This is a genomic window from Enterococcus sp. AZ050 (genome assembly GCF_051715085.1).
GTDB classification, from domain to species: Bacteria; Bacillota; Bacilli; order Lactobacillales; family Enterococcaceae; genus Enterococcus; species Enterococcus faecalis.
The window spans coordinates 717,082-738,690 of record NZ_JBIOTC010000001.1 but is presented as its reverse complement, the minus strand read 5'-3'; the positions used below and the strand labels follow the sequence as shown (position 1 = coordinate 738,690).

Below are 21,609 nucleotides of genomic sequence, written 5' to 3'. Positions count from 1 at the left end.
GTGCCCATTACACCCGAAGAACCAATCACACCTCGAATAAAAGAAGGCAAACTAACCGCAACAAAAACCGTTAATAACGCTAAACCAAAACTAGGCGAAACTATCGAGTACACCATTAGCTTCCGCAACACTGTCGAAAACGGCGTCCTAAACAAAGTAGTTATCACAGACCAACTACCCAAAGGACTAACGTATGTCAAAGATAGCCTAACAAGTGTTGGTGATGAACCAAAACCAACCAGCTTGAAAGAAGCTAACGGCACAATCACAGCGGAATACCCAAGTATCACCGATATGAAAGAACGGAGTATTCGTTTTAAAGTGATCGTTAATGAAGAAGCCAAGGCAGGCGAAATAATTCTCAACAAAGCCAAAGTAGATGACACAGTTAATCCACCCGAAGAACCAGAAGTGCCCATTACGCCTGAAGAACCAGCGAAAAATAAAAAGGAAACAAAAAAAGTTGTTACAGACCAGAACAAACCTACAAAAAATAGTAAAAATGAAATTGCCATAAACAAGAAAGAAACGTCTAAATCATCCTATTTACCAAAAACAGGAGAAAAAGTCCAAAAAATATTTGCGTATCTGGGTGTAGGACTGATCTTAATTGTATTAATTCTCTATGTTATAAAGAGAAACAAAGAAAAAGAGGAGTAAACAAAATCGATTGTTTTAGAACGACTAATTAGCTGAAAATTTAAGAGTTGGCAACATAAGTCAAAATGACCTATGTCGCCAACTCTTTTTGATTTATAACAAGAAACCCAACATATTATTAACAATATGAATAGCCATAACAAATACAAGCGAACGATTTGATTTTAAGTAAGCTGCAGATAATAAAATAGCTCCTGGCAGATAAATGAGAAAATCAAGGGGCTGTTGTGTGTGCATAAAGGTGAATAAAAAAATTGAAATCATAGTTGCACAGGCTATACCAATTGTTTCCGATAAACAATTCATTAATACTTGCCGAAAAACTAGTTCTTCAGCAATTGGCCCCACGATTGCTAAGAAAAATAGAGTAACAAGCAATGGGACTTGTGCACCAAATGAGAGAACGTCTTGTTGATTAGCAATTAGATTATTACTCATGATTTTTTGAATAATAACATCGACTAAAAAAATCAGCCCCACCCATAAGAAAATGCTAAAAATACGCCAAAGAGTCTCTTCTTTAAAATAGTCGAACCCAGCAACGATTTCTTTCCAAAATAAAACTATTCCCACAATAGCAGTAATAGTTAAACCTGTTACGAGATTTGCAAAAGATGATTCTACTAAATTATTATCAAATAACAGTGAAATAGCTAATAATAATAAAGAACCAGCTTGCATTAAAACTGTGAAAAAATATACCACAATTAAACTAATTGCTCTAGTGTTTTTACGGATAAAATTCAAAAATAGTCCTCCTCAAAAATAATTAGATAATATCCTTTGTGAAAATAACAAGTTCTCAGCTTTTATACAACAAATACGCACAAGTGAAATCGCTTTATGAGTGGAATTTATCCAATTATTTTTAATGTTCTTAAGAGGTTATAAAAAAAATATCAGATAAACGTTTTCACAAAGAACGGTCAATTCGGCAAATTTTTACCTTAAATGACACAAAATCTATAATTTGTTTCTCAAATCCTATAATTTGTTCCTTAAAAAGATATTATGAAAACGCTATTATATTTATGAAAGGAGCGAAACGAATGAAGAAGAAAAACGGGTTTTTTCAAAATGTATGGCGTTATAAGGCCTTAATCCTTATGGCGTTACCAGGATTTATCTGGTTTATATTTTTCTTCTATATACCAGTCTTAGCCAATGTGGTCGCATTTAAAGATTTTCATATTTCACCAGATGGTTTCTTAGCTAGTCTAAGAGAAAGTCCTTGGGTTGGTTTTGAAAACTTTAAATTTTTATTTGCGTCAAAAGATGCTTGGTTAATTACTAGAAACACCATTTTGTACAATGTCGTCTTTTTAGCCTTTAACTTATTCTTTGCGATTGCTTTTGCTATTATTATGAGTGAATTAAGAAATCGTCGCTTGGTTAAAGTTTATCACACGATGTCATTGCTACCATATTTCTTATCTTGGATGGTTATTAACTATTTTGTTTATGCCTTTTTAAGTCCAGATAAAGGGATTTTGAATCAATGGATTACTGGTAATGGCGGTACAATGATTAACTGGTATGCAGATCCACGTTGGTGGCCAGTAATTTTTGTCTTCCTAAATGTTTGGAAGAGTCTAGGCTACAACAGTATTATCTACTATGCTTCTGTGATGGGGATTGATCCGACATACTATGAAGCAGCGATGGTAGATGGTGCCAACAAATGGCAACAAATAAAAAATGTTACGATTCCACAAATTTTACCAATGATGTCTGTTTTATTAATTTTAAACATCGGCGGTATCTTCAGAGCAGACTTTGGTTTGTTCTACATCGTACCAAGAAATTCAGGTGCGCTTTACAACGTGACAAGTGTGTTAGATACCTATATTTACAATGGCTTAACGGCTACTGGTGATGTAGGCATGACGGCAGCTGCAGCGTTATATCAATCTGTCGTTGGCGCATGTTTGTTATTAATTGCGAATTTAGTTGTTCGTCGAATTGAACCAGATTCAGCACTATTTTAGGAGGAAGGATTATGAAAAAGAAAAAAGTCACTAGCGTTAACGTTCGATCCTTCAACCCGACAGCGAATTTGATTTTCAATATTGTCATTGCTATTTTTGCTATTTCCTGTGTGGTTCCGTTTTTCTTTGTTATTATGATTTCATTGACAAGTGAAGGATCATTAGCAGCAAACGGCTATCGGTTTTGGCCAAAAGAATTTTCATTGGAGGCCTATCGTTACATTTTCCAAGGGGCAATGAGTCAACGCATTATTCATGCCTTAGGGGTAACGGTCTTCATTACGGTGACAGGGACGATTGTCAATGCAACAATGACGTCATTATATGCCTATGTCATTTCTCGTTCCAACTTTCCATTTAAAAAATTCTTTACATTGTTTGCTTTAATTACAATGTTATTTTCACCAGGGATGGTTGCGAACTATTTAGTAATGACAAACTTATTGCAATTGAAAGATACAATTTGGGCGTTAATTTTGCCTTTAGCTTTAGGACCATTTAATATTTTAGTGATGCGAACGTTTTTCAAGAAAACCGTGCCTGACAGTATTATTGAATCAGCACGTATTGATGGCGCAAGTGAAATGCGCATTTTTGTCAGCATTGTGTTACCGCTAGCCGTTCCAGGGATTGCCACAATTAGTTTGTTTGCGGCTTTGGGTTATTGGAACGATTGGTTCAATGCGTTACTTTACATTCAAAAAGATACCTTGGTACCATTACAGTATTTATTGATGAAAATTCAAAACAACTTAGAGTTCTTATCAAGAAGTACGGATATGGGTGCAGCAGCACAAGAAGGGTTAGGCGTTCTACCAAGTGAATCGGCTCGAATGGCGATTGTTGTCTTATCTACGTTACCAATTGCGTTAACTTACCCATTCTTCCAAAAATATTTCGTGGGTGGTTTAACAATCGGCGGCGTGAAAGAATAAAATTGTACAGGAGGAAATAAGGAATGAAAAAATGGCAAAAAGGATTAGCCGTAGCTGGCGCAGCAGCTTTAGCTGTAGGATTAAGCGCGTGCGGTAAATCTTCAAAAGATGCAGCGTCAAAAGGTGATGATAGTACACCAACGTTATTAATGTATCGTGTTGGGGACAAACCAGATAATTATGACCAATTAATCGATAATGCGAATAAGATTATCGAGAAAAAAATTGGGGCAAAATTAAAAATGGAATTTGTTGGTTGGGGCGATTGGGACCAAAAAATGTCAACAATCGTTGCTTCTGGTGAAAGCTATGATATTTCATTAGCACAAAATTATGCAACGAATGCACAAAAAGGCGCCTATGCTGATTTAACTGATTTAGCACCTAAATATGCCAAAGAAGCCTATGATCAATTGCCAGATAACTATATTAAAGGAAATACGATCAATGGAAAACTGTATGCGTTCCCAATTTTAGGTAACTCTTACGGTCAACAAGTTTTAACTTTTAATAAAGAATATGTCGATAAATACAATTTAGATATTAGTAAAGTCGATGGTAGTTATGAAAGTGCAACGGAAGTTCTAAAAGAATTCCATAAAAAAGAACCAAATATTGCTGCTTTTGCTATCGGCCAAACATTCTTTGCAACAGGTAATTATGACTTCCCTATTGGTAACCAATATCCATTTGCAGTAAAAACAACTGATAATGGCTCACCAAAAATTATTAACCAATATGCCGACAAAGACATGATTAATAACTTAAAAGTCTTACATCAATGGTATAAAGATGGCTTGATTCCAACAGATGCTGCTACAAGTACAACACCATATGACTTAAATACCAATACTTGGTTCATGCGTCAAGAAACACAAGGACCTATGGATTATGGTGATACAATCTTAACACAAGCTGCTGGCAAACCACTTGTTTCTCGCCCACTAACAGAACCATTAAAAACAACATCACAAGCGCAAATGGCTAACTATGTTGTTGCAAACACGTCTAAAAACAAAGAAAAATCTGTTGAATTGCTAGGCTTATTAAACAGCAATCCAGAATTGTTAAACGGACTTGTTTATGGTGAAGAAGGCAAACAATATGAAAAAGTTGGCGATGATCGCGTGAAATTATTGAAAGATTACACACCAACAACTCATTTGAGTGCTTGGAACACAGGAAACAACTTAATCATTTGGCCAGAAGAATCTGTCACTGAAGACATGGTTAAAGAACGTGATAAGAGCATCGAAGAAGCAAAAGATTCACCAATTCTTGGTTTTACTTTTGTAAATGATAAAGTGAAAACTGAAATCACTAACGTTGCTACAGTTATGAATCGTTACGCAGCAAGCTTAAATACAGGAACTGTTGATCCAGAAGAAACACTTTCAAAATTAATGGATGACCTAAAAACAGCTGGCTGGGATAAAGTTCAAAAAGAAATGCAAACACAATTAGACGAATATATCCAATCTCAAAAATAATCACAGGAGGCTGAGGCATTAGCTGAGCGCTTTTGGCTCAGCCTTTTACATAATAGAAAGGAAGAGGAAGATGGAAAGTACAGGGATTCAGCGGTTGTTTTACCTTTCCTGGACAGTAATCAAACTAAATTTACTGTTTGTTTTATTTAGTTTAGCTGGAGGGATTATTTTTGGTGTTGGCCCAGCACTCCAAATGATGACTGATTTCATTTTGGAAGAGGGCATGAATTATCAAGCAATCACCGTTAAACGAGCATTTGAATCATGGAAAGCACATTTTAAAAGAAGTAACTGTTATTTTTTACTTTTTCTCTTCACTTTAGGATTTGTTTTTTATAATATTTATTTAGCCGTTCAATTTACCGGAATAATGTGGTTAATTATTACATTTATTTTATTTTTTGTTTCCCTAATACTCGTTATTTTTTACATTTATATGCTACTATATGAAGGAAGCTATTTTATCTCAACTATTGATTTAATGAAGCTTTCATTTATCAGTATCTTTTTAAACCTCGGTGTATTTTTTAAAGTCTTATTCGGTGTAATTAGTATCGTTGCTTTAACTTGGAAAATGAAAGGACTGCTACTATTTGCTTCGTTTGCCTTAATTATGATGTGGTGTGCCTATGTCACGCGCAAAAATCGCCAGTTTATTGATGGAAAGTTGGAACAAAATGAAGCAAATCTTCAAAAAACTGTTTAAAAAAAAATATTTATTAAATCGATTAGTACAAAAATACAGTCTACTGTTAACAAGTATTATTTTGTTAACGGTGGCTGCTTTGTGCGTTTATGTTACTTATACAATTAACTTATCAATTGATTCACAAAAAAATAACGCCGTTTCCCAAATTGACAGCTATGTAACGAATAAAAATAATGCGGCGACAAATATGATTAATGAATTAGCTGGCTCTGCAAGTAAAATTGAAAACATGCGAAAATATATGGAACTTTCTCCTCCTGAGTATTTTGACTATACTTACAGTCAATGGTCGGAAGATCGGGTCAGTACCCACTTTGGAAATAATTTAAGTACATTATTTAGCACCTTTCCTGACTTAGAAGAAGTGATTATTCGCTTAGATGAATTTGATCAGGTTTTGTTCGCCAATCGCACAGCTACAAATGGGAAAAAAATGGATATGTCATCAATTAAAAAACATGGCTTTCAACTAATGCGAATTATCTCCGATCCTTATACAGGACAACCGTTGGGAGAGTTGTACACTGTGTTTTCAAGTCAAGAGTTGCTAGGCAACCAAGCAGACTTATTGAAAAAATCAGGTATTAATGCGTTTATCTATGATAGTGCTGGGAATCAAATTTTTTCTGAAAAAGCACAATTTACCAAAGAAGAAGAGCGGCAACTAGATAAAAGAATGCACACCGATAGTGACATTCAACAGGTTTTTCATAATCGCTACGATATTACGGAAATAGAAAGCAGTGGCCGGAGTACCATTCTCTTATTAACAAGCCGCCGAGTCTTATTTCAACAATTGTTTATGAATTATGCAGCCATTTTAGGGATTGGGTTACTTTTGATTGTTATTTTATTAGTGGGCTTAAACCGCCTATTTAAACGCTATTCTCAACAAGTCCAATTAATTTTAGAAGCGACACGAGCCATTGGCGATGGCAATTTAAAAGAACGAATTGACACGAATCAAGTTCAGGAAGAGTTGAATGATATTGCTTCCGCGATTAATTTTATGGTAGACAGTTTAGATCAATACATTCACGATATTTATACTTTAGAAATTAAGCAACGCGATGCTCACATGAGAGCGTTACAGTCGCAAATTAATCCTCATTTTCTTTATAATACGTTGGAATATATTCGTATGTATGCCTTGAGTCGGCAACAAGAAGAACTAGCTGATGTTGTCTATGCTTTTTCAACGTTACTTAGGAATAATATTAACCAAGAAAAAACCACGACCTTGGCAGAGGAAATCTCATTTTGCGAAAAATATGTGTATTTGTATCAAATGCGTTATCCCGACCAATTTGCCTATAAGTTCGAAATAGAAGAAACAATTGCTGATGTTGAAATTCCTAAGTTCATCATTCAGCCGCTTGTCGAAAATTATTTTGTGCATGGAATTGACTATCAACGACAAGACAATGCTATCAAGGTCCACGCCTACCGAGAAGGCGAAAAAATTATTGTGGCTGTTGTGGATAATGGAAAAGGAATTACCGCCAATCGGTTAGAGGAAATTCGCGAACGTTTAAATCAAACAGAAATAGAAACGGAACAATCCATTGGATTAAGAAATGTTCATGAACGTTTACAACGCTTTTTTGGGGAGAGTTATGGTTTAACCATTGAAGGGAAAGAAGGAGAAGGGACGACAATTCGTCTTTCGTTTGTAGCATAAGGGGTGAAAAGATGTATCGAGTGATGTTTGTTGATGATGAATATATGATTTTAGAAGGCTTAAAATGGATTATTCCTTGGCAAGAGTTAGGCTTTGAAATTGTTAAAACAGCGCGTAGTGCGCAAGAAGCATTGGCTTTTTTAGAAACAGAATCCATTGATGTTTTATTAACAGATATTACGATGCCGGAAATGAGTGGGATCGAATTAATTGAGCAAGCAAAGAAAAAAGGACATCAATTTATTAGTTTAATTTTATCAGGTTATCAAGAGTTTGATTACGTCAAAAAAGGCATGGCTTTACAGGTCCAAGATTATCTTTTGAAACCAGTCAATAAGCAAGAACTATTAGCCAATATCCAGAGAATTAAAATAGAATTGGACCAACAAAAAAAATCCCATGCCCGCGTGCGTCTATATCTAGAAAATGGCTTGATGCGTTGGCTTAATGATGAAATCAGCGAAGGGGAATACGAAGAGTTAATGCAGCAATTTACGACTATAAAACCAGGTGATTTTACCGTTTTATTGGTTGAAGCTGAGATGCCATTTTTAGAAACAATCAAGGAACTATTTATGAAAAAAGGTCAACTGTTATTCATTGAAAGTTGGATGAGTACGTACCACCAATTGTTACTTATCTATAAAGGGGCTAGACAAGAAGCGTTCTTATTTATTCGTGAAATTGAAGCGATTCTAGCTGGTCAAGGTCAGATTTTTGTAGGGGAATCTGTCAATGAATGGGAAACGGTTTATGAAAGTTATGAGAAAGTAAAACAGTTGCAAGCAATTGAAACGTTCTATCAAGAATTTCTGCCAAATAATCAAAAAGAACAAATGAATCGTTCGGCAGAAGATTTTACTTTTCTAGCGTTTAACCAAGCCTTGATGATTGGGGATATGCAGACCATTCAACGGGAATTAGATGCCATTTTCAATCAGTTAAGTCAACAACACGCTACGCCAGAATATGTACGCTATGTAGTCTTCTTACTTTTTTCAGATATTTCCCGTCAGTATCCAACTGTGTTAGAAGAAAACTATGAAAAAATCGTGGAAGAAATTCGAGCCAGCAACAATCTTAATACACTGTATGCGTTAATGCAGCAAGTCTTGGCAGAAGTGAAAAATAAACCTAAAATAAAAAAATATTCAGAAAGTGTTAGCCAAGCTGTAGAAAGAATTGAACAAGGCTATTTAGAAGAATTAAACTTAAAAACGGTGGCGGATGAGCTTCATTTGAATCCTAGTTATTTAGGCCAAATTTTCAAAAAAGAAACCAAGCGGAGTTTTTCTCAATATTTGAATCAAGTGCGTACCAAGCATGCCCAGAAATTATTATTGTACACGGATGATACAATCAACGAAATTTCAGAAAAAGTAGGATTTAACAATACCAACTACTTTTCAAAAATGTTTAAAAAATTAAATGGAATTACGCCAAAAGAATTTCGAGAGCAATACCAATCAAATTACGCAGGTGTCGAAGAATAAAAAGAAAGATGTTCAATTTTTATGAACATCTTTCTTTTTATTATTTTTCTGTACTTAATGAAAACGGTCGTTCTGCTGTGTTTTGTGGATTCGGGACAATCCCTAATTGATAATCTAAAGTCCCGCCGTTTAATAGTTCTTGATGAGTAAAATAAGGCGCAGTATGTTTTTCTTGGTTTAACTGAATTTCATGAATAAATTGTTGTTGGACTTTGTTTGGTGATGTCTGAATGGTTAATTGTTTACCATTTGACAGTTTTACTTCCGCCGTCTGGACTAAAGGCATCCCGATTACATATTCACCAGTTCCTGGTGTGACGGGATAAAAGCCTAAGCTATTAAAAATATACCAAGCAGACATGCTACCATTGTCTTCATCACCTGGATAGCCAGTTGGTGAAGCATCAAATGTTTGCATTAGTTGTTTTAAAAGTGGTTGAGCCATCTCTGGTTTGCCGATGTAGCTGAATAGAAACGGATAATGGAAACTTGGTTGATTTGAGATGGCTAATTGACCAAAATCAATTGCCGCCATTTCACTCATTTCATGAATTTCAAAACCATAGCCTTCAACGTTAAAGTTAGGTGCTTGATTGCAGAGCTGAATTAATTTTTTTTCGAAAGCTAACTCGCTACCATATAGCTTAATCAAACCTGCAAAATCTTGATAGACCGCAAAACTTGATTGCCAAGCACTTCCTTCGGCGTAATCTTTGCCCCAACGAATATCTAAAAAGTCAGGACGGAAATTGCCTTCAGTATCCTTTGCTTGCATAAAGCCAGTTTCAGGATTAAAAAGTTGTTGATAATTCAAGGCTTGTTGACGATAAAACGTTGCGGTCTCTGAATCATTCAATGTTTTTGCAACTTGCGAAATACAGAAATCACTGTACGCATAGTCTAAGGTATGATTGACAGATTCATGATAGGTTGAAGGAACATAGCCATATTTTAGATAATCCAGAGTTCCTTGACGTCCATAATTTTCTCGTTCGCTTTGTTGTGTAGCGCCTTTTTTCATCGCTTCTAGGAACTGAGGCATCAAGTCAGGACGAATCTTTTTCACGGCGGCATCAGCAATGACAGCATCAATCAAGGTGCCGGGCATTAAACCACGCTCATCTGGAGATAACCATTTTGGCAAGAAACCTGTTTCGTTGTAACTATTTAAAAAGCCTTCTAGCATCTCTTCGTATTTTTCTTGAGCAATGAGTGAGAACAATGGGTAGACCGTTTTGTAAGTATCCCAAAAGCCATTATTGGTATATAGTACACCAGGACGAACCGTTTGCGAGAACGTATCATAATGAATCGGCTGCTGATTTTCGTCCAATTCATAAAAGGTTTGCGGAAATAGGAATGTTCGATACAGTGTATGATAAAACGTTTTAGTATGTTCAGGGTTTTCATGCGTTACTTTAAGGCGATCGAAATAATTATGCCAATCTGCGATTCCTTGTTGCAGCATCTCAGTAGAACGCAAAGAGATTTCTCGCGCTAAATTTAACTGCGCTTGTTTTTCAGAAATAAATGAACTACTAAAATGAACAACTTGTTGAGCAATATTTCCAAAAGAAAGAAGGATTTTGCCATCTTCGCCTGAAGAAGGAGCAAACCATTTGGTTAAAGGCTGTTCAAAATGAAGCACGAAATAAAAACTAAAATCTGGATCTTCACAACCAGAATAGTTGATGACTTTTACAGCCACTTGATGGTTATCTAATTGTTTTACTTGATAACGTCCAGGCAGAGTTAGTAGTAAGTGATTATCTTTTTGTTGATAATCAATGGTTAAGATACCACCATACATGCTTGGGATTAATTGAGAAGTTATTTGATAGCGTAATTGAGTTAAGTTAATTTCGACAGGAGAAAAAAGACTTTCTTCTGGACGATAAGAACTTTGGGCATGGAATAAAGAAAGTTCCGACAATGAACCACTGACAGGGGTCATTAATAAATGGCTAAAATCACCCATCCAAGGACTTGGTTGATGCGTTACTCGATAGCCTTGAAATGTTCGATCTTCTGGATGAAACCACCAGCTGCCTTTTTGGTCAGTTGTTTGCGGGGCGTAAAAATTCATCCCAAATGGCACGCCAGTATAGGGTAGACAATTTCCATTTGAAAAACTATGTTGGTTGGCAGTTCCGTGTCGCGTATCAATCGCTTGAATATTCATGAAAGTAGCTCCTTTGTTTTAAATGATATATCATATAGGCTGATTATAGCACAAAAAACGATAAATGAAAGCGTATTTATTCGCTTTTTTATTTATTTTTAACGAATTGGTATATTCAATTTGGAGAGGGAATTGACAAGCATGTTACAATGGATAAGGAATCGATATTGGAGTGATTGTTATTTATTTTTTTAGTACAAAAAGTCAGCAATTTTTTGCGTATGTTTGGGCCATTTTCCCAGTCATCGCCTTTTTTTTGGTTAGTTTTTATACATTGGATTTTTTATTTTCCCCAAGCTATTTAATTATGGTGCCTGTATTTACTATTATGTTTAAAATTAACTATAAAAAAGATTATTCGTTTGTAGCGCTGCTCAAAATGAGTATCAGGCAATTTGTGATCAGTTTTTTAGCATTTATAGCTAGTAGTTCCTTTAGCTAGTCTATTATTTTAAATAGTAGTGTGACATTTTTAATTGTTTATTTATTTTATTCATCTGCGACACCCATGCGGTATCATAGTTATTTGATGATGTTTACGTTTTGTCAGTTAATCCAGGTTAAAGGAAATACATTTTTGATGCAATCTCAAGTTGTGGCCTTTTTAATTGGTCTTTTTTTATTGGCTTTAACACTAAACGCTTGGTGGCAAACAGGATTAAGTCAGTTAGCCAGCTTAAAGAGTAGAGGCCATAAAAGCATTCAATTAAATATGAAACAACAAAAATTGGCGGTTATTAATTTCTGGCACGACTTACAACAGACTTTTTTTGGGATCACAAGTTTCAAACAATTTTTAGAAAGTCCTGACGAAAGGGTGCAACGATTTCGTTTAGCTATTCGTATGAGTTTCACCATTACGCTGAGTTTTATTTTAATGTGGAGTGTAGGAGGCATTAAAATAATTTGGATTCCGATGAATGTTTTTCTACTCTTGCATCCAGTGAAAGCAGAAATGAACACGCGTATTAAGACACGTTTTTGGGGGACTCTTTTAGGATGTTTCCTTAGTCTGTTTGTTGTCAATTGGCTTCAATTGCCACTGACACACCTCGTTGTTTCTAGTTTGATTGGCATCTTTGTTTATGCCCTAAAACCAGGAACCGTGTTACAAGTGACAATGGCAACGATTTTTGGGTTATGTTTGGCAACAATTAGTTTACGAGGGATGTATGCCGCAGAGTTGCGGGTCTCTTTTGTATTATTGGCAATTTTTGTTGTTTGCTTAATTGATTTAGGTTTATTTGTTTATCAGCGTATTTTACGTTTTTAAAAAGTGTGGCACAGAGGGTTATTTACCTGTTGTGCCACACTTTTTAATTTTCTAAATTCGTTAATTTTTCCAAGTAATGATTTTCTATTTGCGGAAAATCTATTTTTTCTGGTGCTGCATCAGGGGTTTCAACTACTTGCTTCAAGCGGTTGAGAACAATTGACCAACCAGCGATATCTTTATGGCGAGGTGTTGTAAAATTTTCTGGGAGAGATTCTGAAAAGACTAACAGGGTCTGATGAGGTGCTTGTTCTTTTAAGTCAAAATAGATGATACCAGTATCCCAAGTCACGCCCAGATATTTGTCCTCTGCATAATCAGTGAAAGGCATTGTTTCTTCAAAATCGGGCAGAATAAACCGCCAAAACCCGTTAACACCTAATTCACCAATCTCTAATTCTGGAAACCATTGTTTTAGTTTGTCTGTCTCAGTTAAGTAGCGCCAAATCGTTTGAGGGCTGGCTGAAATTGCCCGTTCTGTACCAAAATAAATCGTCTGGTTTTCTAAGCGAAAGGTATCTTTCATTTTGTTTCTCTCCTTTATTTATTATTCATGAAGTTCTAAAGGTAGTCCATCTGGATCAAAAAAGAAGGTCATTTTTTTACCCGTAAAATCATCTACTCGTAGCGGTTCTGTTTCAATTCCTTGCTCATTTAAAAAAGCAATCACTTCTTCAATACGTTCAACTTTAAAAGCTAAATGACGTAATCCTAAAGCTTCAGGATAAGAGGGGCGAGCTGGAAATTGATCAGAAATGAAAATTTCCAATTCTTGGCTGCCTAATTTTAAATCTAATTTAATATCGTTTTTTTCGGGACGATGATTTTCGCGAAGAACTTCAAAGCCCAACTTTTCGACATAAAAATTTTTAGTTGCTTGATAATTTGAGGCATTGATTGCCACATGATGAATTTCTTTAAAAAACATTTTTCATACTCCTTTTCGTTTTTTCCCTCTGTAGTATAGCAATAAAGAAGCAGCTAAAAAAGCGTTCTGTTTGACTCTTTAAGAAAAGACAAGGGATTTGTAAAAAAATAAAATTATTTTTTTGAAAGAAAGCGCTTGCCAAAAAAAGAATAATCAAGTATGATGTATATACAACTTAATTGTATATACAAGTTTGAGAGGGGAATGTAAAATGGGTAAGTTTCAAAGCGATGCACAGCAGTTGTTGAAAGCAGTAGGAGGCAAAGAGAATATTTCAGCTGTTTCTCATTGTGCAACTCGAATGCGTTTTGTATTAAAAGATCCAAAAAAAGCGGATGTACCTGTGATTGAAGATATTCCTTCTGTAAAAGGAACCTTTACAAATGCTGGACAGTTTCAAGTAATTATTGGGAATGAAGTCCCACAATTTTATAATGATTTTTCTGCAATTTCCGGTTTAGAAGGGGTTTCAAAAGAAGAAGGGAAAGCAGCTGCCAAAAGTAATTTGAGTCCTGTTCAACGAGTTGTTTCTGTTTTAGCTGAGATTTTTACACCATTAATTCCTGCACTTGTTATCGGGGGATTGATTTTAGGATTCCGCAATATTTTGGAAGGGGTTCCATTTGGCTTTCTTGATGGTCAAACAATCGTGGAAGTTTCTCAATTTTGGAATGGGGTCAATTCATTCTTATGGTTAATCGGCGAAGCAATTTTCCACTTCTTGCCAGTTGGGATTACGTGGAGTATTACGAAGAAAATGGGAACCACACAAATCTTGGGGATTGTCCTAGGGATTACATTAGTCTCACCACAACTTCTGAATGCTTATTCAGTTGCGACGACTAAAGCAGCAGAAATTCCTTTCTGGGATTTTGGGTTTGCTCAAGTTAACATGATTGGTTATCAAGCGCAAGTTATCCCAGCTATGTTAGCCGGCTTCTTGCTTGCCTATCTTGAAATTTTCTTTAGAAAAGTGATTCCTCAAGCAATTTCAATGATTTTTGTCCCATTGTTTGCTTTAGTACCAACAGTATTGGCTGCACATGTCATTTTAGGGCCAATCGGTTGGACGATTGGTAGTTGGGTCTCTGATATCGTAAATGCAGGATTAACGTCAACATTTAATTGGTTATTTGGTGCCGTCTTTGGCTTTATGTACGCACCATTAGTCATCACTGGGTTGCATCATATGAGTAATGCGATTGATTTACAGTTGATTGCTGACTTTCAGTCAACCAACTTATAATATGTTTATCCATTTGTTGCGGGCATGATTGGTTCGGCAATGGCAGGAATGTTTGCCACTTTAATGGGCGTTCGTGCGACAAGTATCGGCGTCGGTGGCTTGCCAGGAATTTTATCTATTGTGCCACAATATTACTTGCCATTTTTAGGCGCAATGGTGATTGCTATTATCGTACCAATGGGCTTAACTTATATTTTCAGAAAGAAAGGCATCTTTAATAAAGTCGATCCAGTTGATGAAGCAACAGGGATGTTATACAGCGAAGAAGGGTAATCGCTTTTTGAAGTAAAGAAGAATTTGTAGACATTTGTCTACGAATTCTTCTTCTTTTTATAGAAACTATTGGCTTTTTTCTCTCTTTCAGTTAGACTAAAAAGGTTGAGAAAAGGAGATCGTAAAAATGGATATTTATTTAAAAAAAGCAATTTTACACATTATTGATCGAGAAACTGGGACGCCGGTTTTCTCTGAAAAGGAACTAGATTTAACGACCGAGTATATTCGAACGTATTTAACTGCAAAAATTTCAAAACTTTCGACTGCACAAACAAAGACTGGAACATTGGCGGAAAATAGTTCCTTTGTTGACACGTTACGTGGGATTCCTAGTGATTTTGTGAAGAAAAGCCAAGAAGTTACCCAACATTGGTATGATGTTTATTCAGGAAGCGAAGATGCGCCTAGTGCTGATATTTTGTTCATTTTATATGAATTAGATACGGTGTTACATGTCGCAATGATTAAATTAAACTATAAAGAAAGTTACACGCATTACGTCGACTATGAAGAAGAATCTGTTTATAACAAACTGATTATCAACCGAGCAATTTTGTCTTCAAAATCACAAAAACCAGATGAAGGGATTACGGTTGACTTAGATACATTAGCATTTGAATTACTAGAGAAAAGATATGAATTTTCAGGAGAAAAAATCTGGTATTTCTCTGAAAAAGTGATTGAGACGCAAGCGGCGCCTTCCATGGAAGAAAATATCAAAGAAATTAAAAAAGCAGTCAAACGCATTGGAAAGAAATTTAACGAAGATGAGTTTGAACTAATGGCTTCTGTAAAAGAAGCGGTGTATGATAGCATTGAGGAAACGGGGACGATTGACAATGAGCAGATTGCTGAGCAAGTGTTTAAAGAAAATGTATCAGCTAAATTAGCTTACCAAGAAGAAGTGAATGAATCGAAGTTTGTCGACAAAACACCGCCAGTCAGAGAATCTCGCGAAATTTCTGAAAAGAAATTTGGCAAACAAAAGTTAAAAATGGATAACGGTATTGAATTAATTGTTCCGTTAGATGTTTACCGCAATGGCGATTTAATTGAATTCGTCAATAATCCAGATGGCACAGTGTCCATTATGCTAAAAAATATCGAAAAAATTAGTAATCAATTATAAAGAAAAAACCGTTGGTCGTTTGCCAACGGTTTTTTCTTTATTTTAATTTTTCTAAAGCTTTTTCAGGGACTTCTTTTTCTGTCACTTCATTCCAACTGATCACGCCTTTACGGGGATTGACTTTCAATTTTAGATAGGCTTTCATACGTAAAGGTTGATCACGGTATTCATTTAATTCCACGGTCTTTTCTTCGCCGTTTTTATTAAACGCAGGTTGTTGATAGTAATACATGGTCGTTGGTTCACCAGAATCTGATTTTTCATCTTTCTTTTCACCAGATGTTGTGATTTGTGTATAATAGGCTTCTCCGCCGTAATAGTAATTATAAACGCCCCAGCTACCACCGGCTAAAATGACTAAGGGGATTAATATTTTTAGTAATGTTTTCATTTTCCTCACCTCAAGGAATAGTATGCCTTTTTTTTAGAAAATTTGCCATATTTTTTTCCGTTAATTGAGTGACACTTTTGTTAGTTTTGGTACTTTCTTGAAAAATTCATCATTTTTTTAAACAAAAGACAACGTTTGTCGCTCCCTTTTTTCCACTATCATGCTACAATAAAGAAAAAAAGATGGAGGTAGAGGACAATGATGCCCTTTTATTTTGGAATCGATCCAACCTATATATTGGTAATTATTGGAATTGCGATTTCTGGTGCGGCCTCCGCATATGTTAACAGTACCTTTCGTAAATATGATCAAGTACGAAGCAGTAAACATGTTACAGGCACGCAGGCAGCACAATATATTTTACAAAAAGAACAAATTAATGATGTTGGAGTTCAGCAAATTGCGGGTGATTTAACCGACAATTATAATTCTGGAAACAAAATGTTGAGCTTATCCGAAGCCACTGCTCAATCGACATCGGTCGCGGCTATTGGCGTGGCGGCTCATGAATGCGGACATGCGGTACAAGATCATACGAACTATGTGCCTTTACGTCTTCGTGCAGCCATTGTTCCAGTTGCCAACATTGGCTCAACCATCTCCTTTCCACTAATTTTGATTGGTGTTTTATTTAGTTGGAATCAAACATTAATCAACATTGGAATTTTGGCTTTTTCATTAGCCTTGATTTTTCAATTGGTGACTTTACCGGTGGAGTTTAATGCGTCTAGACGTGCATTAAGTATTCTTTCTGAAGGTGGGTTATTAACAGAAGAAGAAGTCCCAATGGCCAGAAAAGTTCTTTTTGCAGCTGCACTTACCTACGTAGCAGCAGCGCTTTCGACCTTTTTACAACTTTTACGTTTGGTTATTTTATTTGGTGGTAACAACCGACGAGACTAAGTGCTAGTAAAGGTCTTTCTATTACGCATAAAAGTAATAATATGTTATGATTAAAGTAGAAAATAACAGAGGAGCTGAAGGAAATGAAAGCATCAACAAAAATTGGTATCGGTTTAAGCATTGCTGCAGTTGCAAGTGTCTCTGTTGCAGTCATCGCTTCTGAAAAAATTATTAAGAAGGTATCTCATGTTTCCAATCGTTATAAAGTTAAAAAGTTTGTAGACGATAAATTTGATGGAAACCAAAAATTATTATCGATTGTCGATGATTTATCCGATGATGAATTAGATTCTGTTTTAAATGTTGTTGATCGTGTGAAAGATGGCGGTTCAAAATTAGCTGAATATGGCGAAAAAGTTAAAGACAATACAGATTCTTTAAAAGAACGCTTTTTCACATTTATTGAAGATGCAATGAAGTAAAAAAGATGGCCTAGGCCATCTTTTTTTTATAAAAATAATTCTTTTGTTTCAACATAATAGCCTCTGCCACCAACTAAAACTTGATCAATTGTCTTTTGGGATGTAGTGTTCAAACGCACTAAGACTTCTGAAGGAGCGTTTAAGGTATAACCTTGGGCAAAGGTGTAATTGGTTTTTTGTAAAATTTGGTGATGGTGCAGATAACAAGCTAACGCACCATTTGATGTACCAGTAGCGGCTTCTTCATCGATGTCATAAAGGGGCGCAAAATTCCTACAAATGATATTTTCTTCAGACAAAGCAAAAAGATGCATCCCAATAACTCCATACTTTTGACTAAGTAACTTAATTTTTTCAAAGTTTGGTTGTAAATCCAGTAATAATTGCGCATTTTTAATGGGAACCAAAATATCTTTTAGGCCCGTTGACACAATCTGGATAGGAAAAGCAGTTGCCACTGCGTTTAAATCAAAGCATCCGCTCAATTCTTCTAAAGTGAGCGTATCATAAAAAGTTGGGACAGTTTGTTCCATAAATAGTTGTTCACCGTTCGCCGTGATTGCGAGCAAACCGCTGTTCGTTTCGATTGTATATTCTGTTTGCAATAATTTATTTAAGTGCTTCATAATGGTGAAAGCGCCAATTGTCGCGTGGCCACATAAGTCGACTTCTTCTTTTGGTGTAAAATATTCAAGGCGGAAATCAGCAATCTTTGAGTCTGAAATAAAAGCAGTTTCTGCAAATCCTAGTTCTTTGGCGATGGCCATTTTTTGGGTTCTCGTTAAGGGCTGTGTCATAAAAACAACGCCTGCTTTGTTGCCACCTTCGTGGTTTTTACTAAATGCACTAGCGACATATGCGGTAATTTTCATTGGAACGCCTACTTTCTAATTGGGAATAAAAAACATACGAGTACAAAATGGACGTGCTACTTTCTTAATAACAAATAACAAAAGATTAAATCATCCATTTTTTTTAAAGATAAGCCAGTTTGTTCAAAAAACTTTTCCAACCGATAGTGTAAAGTATTTCGATGCATAAATAAATCTTTTGCAGTGGAGCTGATATTGCCTTGATTTTTCCACAAAGCGCTGATGATTGGCTGAATATCGGTGTCTTTATTTAATAAACGACGATAATACTCAACAAGTATATTTTGACTCATGGCTTCCTTGGTAAAATAGTGGAGGGCGACATCGGTTAAACTAAAAACAGTCGTCCGACTAGAGGAATTAAGTTCTTCTGAAAAAATACGTTGTTCTTCATGGAAACAACGCCGGAGAATGTCTTCAGAGGAATAAAAATTGCCAACAAATACAGCACTAGTGCAATCAAAGTCTGTATCTAATGTTAAAAAAATCCCTTGAATTTCTTCTTGTTGAAAGGTATTTTTTGACTGTTCTTCAACTAAAATATACATATTATTACTTGGACTGAAACAATCAACTGTATCTGGAAACATCTTTGTTAAATTAAATTGCCATTCAGCTTGTAATTCTTTTGTGACATTCGTTTGAATTTGCAACATACGAAAGGTCCCTTCGGCAGGTAATTTTGCCTGTTGAAATAAGTAACTGAACCAAGGATGGTTACCAGTAATTGTTGGGTTTTCAGAAATTGGGAAAAGCGCTTCCAACAAATGCTGTTCTTTAATACTTAAGAAAGCTTTATTCACAATGAAAAATTGGTCGTCAACAGGAATTGAATAGGTGGCTTCGGAACCAATTGTTTTTGATAAATAGCCTTTGGGATAAAGCTGAGATAAATTTTCAATAATCATAGACACACCTCACTGATTTATTGTACCATGAAGCAAGACAGAAGTTTAGTGGGAAAAAGCCGAAAGGTGGAAATTAATTGGGAAAAAAAGAAACAACGTTAACACAAGAAGAAAAAGAATTTTTTATGCGAGAAGCCATTGCAGAAGCGAAAAAAGCAGAAGGTTTGGCTGAGGTGCCTATTGGAGCTGTAATTGTTCGGCAAGGGAAAATTATTGGCCGCGGGCATAATCTGAGAGAAGCACGGCAAGAAGCAACGGCGCATGCAGAAATGTATGCAATCCAAGAAGCGTGTCGCGGGATAGAAAATTGGCGTCTAGAAGAAACCCAATTATTTGTAACTTTAGAGCCTTGTCCAATGTGTAGTGGGGCGATGCTTTTAGCACGAATTCCAGAAGTTTATTATGGCGCAACTGATCCTAAAGCAGGCACTGCTGGCACATTGATGAATTTATTAGAAGATGAACGCTTCAATCATGTGGCCTATGTCGAAGCAGGCGTTTTAGAAGAAGAGTGTCGCTTATTGCTAGTTCAGTTCTTTAAAAAGTTACGGGCAAAGAAAAAAGAAGAGAAACTTTTAAAAAATCAAAAGAAAGACTAGTCAAAAGAATAAAAATACGTTATACTAGGTTTTGCCGAAAGGCTAGGACAATGGCGGGCTAGTGAATTGTGTCAGATCCGGAAGGAAGCAGCACTAAGCAAGTGCCGCCATGTGTCTGATTGAATAAGGAACATATCAAGGCTGAGAAGCCTTTTTTTATTTGAAATAAAAAGAAGCAAGCCGTAAAAAATAACGGCTTGCTTCTTTTTAAATTTATGCCCAATCGCCATTTCTAAAAACTGGAACAATCGTCCCGTCTTCCTTAATGCCATCAATATTCATTTTGTCAGATCCTACCATAAAGTCCACATGTGTTTGGCTACGATTTAAACCAGCTTCAGCTAATTCTTCTTCGCTCATCTCCGTGCCGCCTTGTAAGTTGAAGGCATAGGCCGAACCAAAGGCTAAATGATTAGAGGCGTTTTCATCGAACAATGTATTATAAAAAATCAAACCGGATTGTGAAATTGGTGAAGGGTCTGGCACTAAAGCAACTTCTCCTAAGTGTTTGGCACCTTCATCAATAGCTAAGAGATTTTTCAATGCTTCTTCGCCTTGTTCAGCTGAGAAGTCAACAACTTTTCCATCTTTAAATGTAAATTTCATGCCCGAAATGATTGTGCCAGCATAACTTAGTGGTTTTGTACTAGAGACATAACCATCAACGCGGCGACTATCTGGAGCGGTGAAAACTTCTTCTGTTGGCATATTAGCCATGAATTCTTCTCCACGCGCGTTATAACTACCAGCGCCTTCCCATAAATGGTTTTTAGGCAAACCAATCGTTAAATCTGTCCCAGGAGCTGTGTAGTGTAAAGCAGTAAATTGTTGTTCGTTTAATTCAGCCGCTTTTTCTTGTAATTTTTTATCATGGATATCCCAAGCAATGACTGGGTTTTCTTCATAAATTCGTGTTGTTTTAAAAATTTCATTCCAAAGTGCATCAACTTGTTCTTCACTTGTTGCTAATTCTGGAAAGACTTTAGCTGCCCAGCCTTCACTAGCAGCAGCTACAACAGTCCAACTTACTTTGTTGGCTTGCGTTGCTTTTCGTAGGTTGACCAATGCTTTCCCATTAGCCGCTTGGAAAGCTGCTACACGTTGTGCATCCACGCCAGCTAATGCATCAGGATTAGAAGAAACCACGCTAATTCGGCTTGCGCCTTTGACAATCCAATCATCGGTTTGATCAATTTTATATTGAGGAACATTTTCAATACGATCAGTTGCAGCATGAGCTAAAAATTCACGTTGAATGGTTTCGTCGCTCCATTGAACAATTACTTCGGCCGCGCCTAAGCGATAAGCTTCTTCCGTAATTAAGCGGGCAAGGGGCGCTTGATCGACACTGATTTGTAAAACAACCGTATGATTGTCCTGAACATTGACACCCGTTTCAGCAATTAAACGTGCATATTTCTTTAGATTTTCATTAAAATTCTCTAAGGTCATTCGTGATTCCTCCTTCATTTTGATGGGTAATGACTGCTCATATCATAACACGGAAGAGCAGGGAACTCAACG

19 protein-coding genes, 1 other RNA gene and 2 pseudogenes are annotated in these 21,609 nt (G+C 36.1%); 14 read left to right on the top strand and 8 right to left on the bottom strand.

Features of this window, described 5'->3' with window-relative positions; all coding sequences use genetic code 11:
* On the top strand, positions 1-660 hold the full coding sequence (locus IGJ04_RS03605; protein ID WP_438839911.1) for an isopeptide-forming domain-containing fimbrial protein: 660 nt from the start codon (positions 1-3) through the stop codon (positions 658-660).
* A gap of 93 nt (positions 661-753) precedes the next feature.
* Here the strand turns inward: IGJ04_RS03605 and IGJ04_RS03600 are convergent, their stop codons facing one another.
* Positions 754-1,341 carry a CPBP family intramembrane glutamic endopeptidase gene (locus IGJ04_RS03600; RefSeq protein WP_002400588.1) on the bottom strand — a complete coding sequence of 196 codons (588 nt, stop codon included), beginning with the start codon at positions 1,339-1,341 and terminating at the stop codon, positions 754-756.
* A gap of 350 nt (positions 1,342-1,691) precedes the next feature.
* On the opposite strand from IGJ04_RS03600, the gene IGJ04_RS03595 reads away from it, so the two are divergent.
* From IGJ04_RS03595 to IGJ04_RS03570, 6 genes are all read left to right on the top strand, one after another.
* The gene (locus IGJ04_RS03595; RefSeq protein WP_002356852.1) at positions 1,692-2,648 is read left to right on the top strand and encodes an ABC transporter permease; all 957 of its coding nucleotides are present in this window, start codon (positions 1,692-1,694) and stop codon (positions 2,646-2,648) included.
* Between the two features lie 11 nt (positions 2,649-2,659).
* Positions 2,660-3,583, top strand: a complete 924-nt coding sequence (locus IGJ04_RS03590) for a carbohydrate ABC transporter permease (protein ID WP_002359877.1) — start codon at positions 2,660-2,662, stop codon at positions 3,581-3,583.
* 23 nt (positions 3,584-3,606) lie between these two features.
* Positions 3,607-5,073: an ABC transporter substrate-binding protein gene (locus tag IGJ04_RS03585; protein ID WP_438839910.1), complete on the top strand. Its 1,467-nt coding sequence runs from the start codon at positions 3,607-3,609 to the stop codon at positions 5,071-5,073.
* Between the two features lie 70 nt (positions 5,074-5,143).
* A complete protein-coding gene (locus IGJ04_RS03580) occupies positions 5,144-5,779 on the top strand; it encodes a YesL family protein (RefSeq protein WP_002362905.1) in 636 nt (211 codons plus the stop codon).
* Positions 5,733-7,463, top strand: coding sequence for a sensor histidine kinase (locus IGJ04_RS03575; RefSeq protein ID WP_016616597.1), 1,731 nt, complete (start codon positions 5,733-5,735; stop codon positions 7,461-7,463). Before IGJ04_RS03580 ends, IGJ04_RS03575 begins: the two co-directional genes overlap by 47 nt.
* Before the next feature lie 11 nt (positions 7,464-7,474).
* Positions 7,475-8,956, top strand: coding sequence for a response regulator transcription factor (locus IGJ04_RS03570; RefSeq protein WP_002378518.1), 1,482 nt, complete (start codon positions 7,475-7,477; stop codon positions 8,954-8,956).
* 40 nt (positions 8,957-8,996) lie between these two features.
* On the opposite strand, the gene IGJ04_RS03565 is transcribed toward IGJ04_RS03570, so the two are convergent.
* On the bottom strand, positions 8,997-11,138 hold the full coding sequence (locus IGJ04_RS03565) for a GH92 family glycosyl hydrolase (protein WP_033625060.1): 2,142 nt from the start codon (positions 11,136-11,138) through the stop codon (positions 8,997-8,999).
* A 172-nt stretch (positions 11,139-11,310) separates the two neighbouring features.
* Here IGJ04_RS03565 and IGJ04_RS03560 point away from each other — a divergent pair.
* Positions 11,311-12,411: pseudogene (locus IGJ04_RS03560) on the top strand (FUSC family protein).
* 43 nt (positions 12,412-12,454) lie between these two features.
* Here IGJ04_RS03560 and IGJ04_RS03555 read toward each other — a convergent pair.
* On the bottom strand, positions 12,455-12,937 hold the full coding sequence (locus tag IGJ04_RS03555) for an SRPBCC family protein (RefSeq protein ID WP_010828892.1): 483 nt from the start codon (positions 12,935-12,937) through the stop codon (positions 12,455-12,457).
* A 21-nt stretch (positions 12,938-12,958) separates the two neighbouring features.
* Positions 12,959-13,339 carry an SMU1112c/YaeR family gloxylase I-like metalloprotein gene (gloA2, locus tag IGJ04_RS03550; protein ID WP_173958932.1) on the bottom strand — a complete coding sequence of 127 codons (381 nt, stop codon included), beginning with the start codon at positions 13,337-13,339 and terminating at the stop codon, positions 12,959-12,961.
* 211 nt (positions 13,340-13,550) lie between these two features.
* Between gloA2 and treB the strand changes: the two are divergent.
* Positions 13,551-14,816 (top strand): annotated as a pseudogene (treB, locus tag IGJ04_RS03545) (PTS trehalose transporter subunit IIBC); the annotation flags it as partial.
* A gap of 169 nt (positions 14,817-14,985) precedes the next feature.
* Positions 14,986-15,990 (top strand): nucleoid-associated protein, encoded by a 1,005-nt coding sequence (locus tag IGJ04_RS03540; RefSeq protein ID WP_002356866.1) that lies wholly within the window; start codon positions 14,986-14,988, stop codon positions 15,988-15,990.
* Positions 15,991-16,027: 37 nt separating this feature from the next.
* Here the strand turns inward: IGJ04_RS03540 and IGJ04_RS03535 are convergent, their stop codons facing one another.
* The gene (locus IGJ04_RS03535) at positions 16,028-16,381 is read right to left on the bottom strand and encodes a YxeA family protein (RefSeq protein WP_002398569.1); all 354 of its coding nucleotides are present in this window, start codon (positions 16,379-16,381) and stop codon (positions 16,028-16,030) included.
* A gap of 198 nt (positions 16,382-16,579) precedes the next feature.
* Between IGJ04_RS03535 and IGJ04_RS03530 the strand changes: the two genes are divergently transcribed.
* Positions 16,580-17,284 (top strand): zinc metallopeptidase, encoded by a 705-nt coding sequence (locus tag IGJ04_RS03530; RefSeq protein ID WP_002384290.1) that lies wholly within the window; start codon positions 16,580-16,582, stop codon positions 17,282-17,284.
* A gap of 83 nt (positions 17,285-17,367) precedes the next feature.
* A complete protein-coding gene (locus IGJ04_RS03525) occupies positions 17,368-17,706 on the top strand; it encodes a hypothetical protein (RefSeq protein ID WP_002356871.1) in 339 nt (112 codons plus the stop codon).
* 26 nt (positions 17,707-17,732) lie between these two features.
* On the opposite strand, the gene IGJ04_RS03520 is transcribed toward IGJ04_RS03525, so the two are convergent.
* Both IGJ04_RS03520 and IGJ04_RS03515 read right to left on the bottom strand, forming a co-directional pair.
* Entirely contained in the window at positions 17,733-18,578 is an 846-nt protein-coding gene (locus IGJ04_RS03520; RefSeq protein WP_438839909.1) for a PhzF family phenazine biosynthesis protein, read from the bottom strand.
* 56 nt (positions 18,579-18,634) lie between these two features.
* Positions 18,635-19,486 carry a PucR family transcriptional regulator gene (locus tag IGJ04_RS03515; RefSeq protein WP_438839908.1) on the bottom strand — a complete coding sequence of 284 codons (852 nt, stop codon included), beginning with the start codon at positions 19,484-19,486 and terminating at the stop codon, positions 18,635-18,637.
* A gap of 77 nt (positions 19,487-19,563) precedes the next feature.
* Here IGJ04_RS03515 and tadA point away from each other — a divergent pair, with 77 nt between their 5' ends.
* Positions 19,564-20,085 carry a tRNA adenosine(34) deaminase TadA gene (gene tadA, locus IGJ04_RS03510; RefSeq protein WP_438839907.1) on the top strand — a complete coding sequence of 174 codons (522 nt, stop codon included), beginning with the start codon at positions 19,564-19,566 and terminating at the stop codon, positions 20,083-20,085.
* 39 nt (positions 20,086-20,124) lie between these two features.
* An RNA gene (ffs, locus tag IGJ04_RS03505) (signal recognition particle sRNA small type) lies at positions 20,125-20,211 on the top strand.
* 87 nt (positions 20,212-20,298) lie between these two features.
* Here the strand turns inward: ffs and IGJ04_RS03500 are convergent.
* Complete coding sequence (locus tag IGJ04_RS03500; RefSeq protein ID WP_438839906.1) at positions 20,299-21,537, bottom strand: aminopeptidase; 1,239 nt, start codon at positions 21,535-21,537, stop codon at positions 20,299-20,301.
* Positions 21,538-21,609: the final 72 nt, after the last annotated feature.